Annotated in this window: 4 protein-coding genes; 3 read left to right on the top strand and 1 reads right to left on the bottom strand. The window is 70.1% G+C overall.

Translation table 11 applies throughout. The features are described from left to right. Positions 1 to 462 precede the first annotated feature (462 nt). Together AC2W7M_RS22175 and AC2W7M_RS22170 are read left to right on the top strand one after the other, a co-directional pair. Positions 463 to 1635 carry an isovaleryl-CoA dehydrogenase gene (locus tag AC2W7M_RS22175; protein WP_486134969.1) on the top strand — a complete coding sequence of 391 codons (1173 nt, stop codon included), beginning with the start codon at positions 463 to 465 and terminating at the stop codon, positions 1633 to 1635. 112 nt (positions 1636 to 1747) lie between these two features. Next, complete coding sequence (locus tag AC2W7M_RS22170) at positions 1748 to 2545, top strand: YdcF family protein (protein ID WP_486134967.1); 798 nt, start codon at positions 1748 to 1750, stop codon at positions 2543 to 2545. 4 nt (positions 2546 to 2549) lie between these two features. Here the strand turns inward: AC2W7M_RS22170 and AC2W7M_RS22165 are convergent, their stop codons facing one another. Then, on the bottom strand, positions 2550 to 2789 hold the full coding sequence (locus tag AC2W7M_RS22165) for a DUF3253 domain-containing protein (protein WP_486134966.1): 240 nt from the start codon (positions 2787 to 2789) through the stop codon (positions 2550 to 2552). A gap of 425 nt (positions 2790 to 3214) precedes the next feature. Between AC2W7M_RS22165 and AC2W7M_RS22160 the strand changes: the two genes are divergently transcribed. Beyond that, positions 3215 to 3340: a hypothetical protein gene (locus tag AC2W7M_RS22160; protein WP_486134964.1), complete on the top strand. Its 126-nt coding sequence runs from the start codon at positions 3215 to 3217 to the stop codon at positions 3338 to 3340. Positions 3341 to 3501: the final 161 nt, after the last annotated feature.

The raw sequence follows: 3501 nt of genomic DNA, 5'->3' as shown, positions 1-3501 counted from the left end.
CCGGACCCGATACCCGCCGACACCGCCGGCGTCGTCGCGCCGGCGAGGGTGGCGGCGGCGAGCGTCGCGGCGATGATGCCGGTCGTAGGCAGTTTTCGTCAGATGCGCCATGAAGCATACTCCCAAAACGACGGGTCCAGGACCTGACCGGCGGCGGGTGCCAATGCCGCGTGCAACCGTCTCCACCCCAGTCTCGGCGCAAACCGTGAATCGCTTCTTGCGGGATCGTGGCGCAGCCAAGGTCGTTCCGTGGCGGCATAGGGTCGGCCGCGCCGGCGCAAAAGCCGCGGCTCGCCCCGTTGAAAAACGGACATTCGTTTTATTCTTCGCCCGCGACCGCCTGCCGGCCCGCCTTTAGGGCGGGCGGGCAGGGCGGATTGCTGCGGCGACGACGGCCCGCGACAGGAGCGGCTCGCACCGCGCCGGCAGCGCGCCATAAAGGGTGAGGGAGGAACCACGAAAATGCTGCCCAACAGCCAGCCCATGTTCGATTTCAATCTCGGCGAGACCGCCGACATGTTGCGCGACACCGTGCGTGACTTCTCCCAGGCCGAGATCGCCCCGCGCGCCGCCGATATCGACCGCACCAACGAATTCCCGCGCGACCTGTGGCCGAAGCTCGGCGCGCTCGGCCTCCTCGGCATCACGGTGGAGGAGGAGTATGGCGGCTCGGGCCTCGGCTATCTGGAGCACGTCGTCGCCATGGAGGAGGTCTCCCGCGCCTCCGCCTCGGTGGGCCTGTCCTACGGCGCGCATTCCAACCTGTGCGTCAACCAGATCCGCCGCAACGGCTCGCCGGCGCAGAAGGCGAAGTACCTGCCGAAGCTCATCTCCGGCGAGCATGTGGGCGCGCTCGCCATGTCGGAGCCGGGCGCCGGCTCGGACGTGGTGTCCATGCGCACGCGCGCCGAGAAGAAGGGCGACCGCTACGTCCTCAACGGCTCGAAGATGTGGATCACCAACGGTCCCTGCGCCGACACGCTGGTGGTCTACGCCAAGACCGACCCGTCCGCCGGCCCGCGGGGCATGACCGCCTTCCTGATCGAGAAGGGCTTCAAGGGCTTCTCCACCGCCCAGAAGCTCGACAAGCTCGGCATGCGCGGCTCCGACACCGGCGAGCTGGTATTCGAGGATTGCGAGGTGCCGGAGGAGAACGTGCTCGGCGGCGAGGGCCGGGGCGTCAACATCCTCATGAGCGGCCTCGACTATGAGCGCGCGGTGCTGGCCGGCGGCTGCACCGGCATCATGCAGGCCTGCATGGACGTGGTGCTGCCCTACGTCCACGAGCGCAAGCAGTTCGGCCAGCCCATCGGCACCTTCCAGCTGATGCAGGGCAAGATCGCCGACATGTACGTGACCATGAACGCCACCAAGGCCTACGTCTATTCCGTGGCCCAGGCCTGCGACCGCGGCGCCACCACCCGCGAGGACGCCGCCGGCGCCATCCTCTATGCAGCGGAAAAGGCCACCTGGATGGCGCTGGAGGCGATCCAGACTCTGGGCGGCAACGGCTACATCAACGACTATCCCACCGGCCGCCTGCTGCGCGACGCCAAGCTCTACGAGATCGGCGCCGGCACCAGCGAGATTCGCCGCATGCTGATCGGCCGCCAGCTGTTCGAGAAGACCGCCTGACGCCCACCCCATGACATCGTGAGCCGCCGCCCCTTCGCAAATGCGAAGGGGCCGGCTATTGATGGCCGCCTTCCCGTGGCGCCGGACGCGCCGGAGCATGGAGGCGCGCCCGATGGACTTCTTCGCGGTCTCGAAGATCTTCTGGTTCCTGGTGGCGCCGTCGAATCTCCTGGTGCTCCTCGCCGCGCTGGCGCTGATTCTGATCGCCTTCGGCGCGCGGCGCGTGTCGCGCGTCCTGTTCGCCGCGAGCGTGCTCGGCCTGCTGGTGTTCGGCTTCTCGCCGGCCGGCAACTACATCTATTTCCCGCTGGAGGAGCGTTTCCCCCTGTTCAAGGACGACGGCCGTCCGGTGGACGGCGTCATCATGCTGGGCGGGGCGGAAGTGCCGGAGGTCGGGCTGGCGCGCGGCATCCCCGCCTTCGCCGACGCGGGCGAGCGGGCGATTGCCTTCGCCGACCTCGCGCGACGCTATCCACAGGCGCGCCTCGCCTTCGTCGGCGGCTCGGGCAGGCTCGGCGGAGAGGAGGGCGCGGAGGCGAAGATGATCCGCGCCAGCCTGCCCGACCTCGGCATCGAGGCGTCCCGCGTGACGTTCGAGGACAAGTCGCGCAACACCGAGGAGAATGCGGTGTTCGCCAAGGCGCTGCTGCAACCGAAGCCGGGCGAGCGCTGGCTGCTGGTGACCAGCGCCGCGCACATGCCGCGCGCCATGGGCTGCTTCCGCCAGGCGGGCTTTCCCGTGACCGCTTACCCGGTGGACTTCCGCACCGCGGGTCCCGACGGGCTCTGGGGCAATTTCTCGCGCGCGGCGGTGGGGCTCGACTTCACCGACACCGGACTGAAGGAGTGGGTCGGCCTGGTGGTCTATTACATGACCGGGAAGACCAACGCGCTGTTCCCGGCGCCCTGAGCCCTCAGTCGTCGCGCGGCAGGCCGAGACGGAAGACGCCGCGAAGCTCGTCCGGGTCCACCGGCCGGCCCTTGCGGTAGATCATCAGCCGTCCGGTGCGGGCGAGCCGCACCGCCACCCGGCGCACCACGGGGAGCGCGCGCTGCCACTCGGCCGCCGGCATGAGGGCGCGGGCGGCCTCCTCCGGACCGATGGTCTTGCCGGGACCGGCCTTGGCCGCCAGTTCCAGGATAATGGCCTCCATCGCCGCCTCGTCCGGCAGGCGCGCTGGCGTTTTCCCCGCTGCGGGTGGCGGGAGGCGCGGGCGGGGTGGCGCCGGTGTCGTCGGCCACAGTCATGCGGAACAGGCTCGTGCGAGGGAGGGGGCCGCGGGAGGCCCGGGTCCATGGGTAGCCAATGCGGGGGCGCGCGGCCAAAGGGGCAGGCGCCGCGCGCAGCGCATGGCCTCCCGCCGCGGGCCGGGCGGCCCTGCCCGGGACAGGGTGCGGGAGACAGGCCCATGGTGCGGTGCGTCAAGGCTGCGGTCCAGCATTCGACCAAGGTTTGGCCGCAATGGCGGCGGCCCTCTTGCAGTGCGGTTAACAAAGTCCTAATGGTCGCGGCCCCGGCGCCCGAATCCCTCGTTCGGCGCGCGCCGGTGTCCAACAAGCGGGCCGACCGATCTCGATCATGAATCTTTCCCAAGAGCGCACCTGCTGGGGCGTCGCGCGCACGGCGCTGGTCCTGTTCCTCCTGTGTATTCTTCTGGCGTACCTGTTCGGCGGGTTCGACCCGGCGGCGGTGCGGTCGAGCTGAAGCAGGCGGCGCATCGGACGCGCCGCCGCGGCGGGGTGAGGCGAGGGCGGAGCGCCCCTGCCGGACATGCCCTGCACGTGCAAGGCCAGCGCAAGCAAGGCCTGTGCAAAGTCTGCGCGTGAATATCCGCGCGCGGGCGCCGGGGGCCGGGGTGGCGCGGC

The sequence above is a fragment of the Xanthobacter sp. BG11Y11_SDJG genome, assembly GCF_057364445.1.
This window is presented reverse-complemented; position numbering and strand designations above follow the sequence as displayed.

What these genes read in the sequence shown, in the direction of transcription:
- AC2W7M_RS22165 (WP_486134966.1), bottom strand. Translation starts at nt 2,789, where the DNA reads ATGGAGGCCATTATCCTGGAACTGGCGGCCAAGGCCGGTCCCGGCAAG.
- AC2W7M_RS22170 (WP_486134967.1), top strand. Translation starts at nt 1,748, where the DNA reads ATGGACTTCTTCGCGGTCTCGAAGATCTTCTGGTTCCTGGTGGCGCCG.
- AC2W7M_RS22175 (WP_486134969.1), top strand. Translation starts at nt 463, where the DNA reads ATGCTGCCCAACAGCCAGCCCATGTTCGATTTCAATCTCGGCGAGACC.
- AC2W7M_RS22160 (WP_486134964.1), top strand. Translation starts at nt 3,215, where the DNA reads ATGAATCTTTCCCAAGAGCGCACCTGCTGGGGCGTCGCGCGCACGGCG.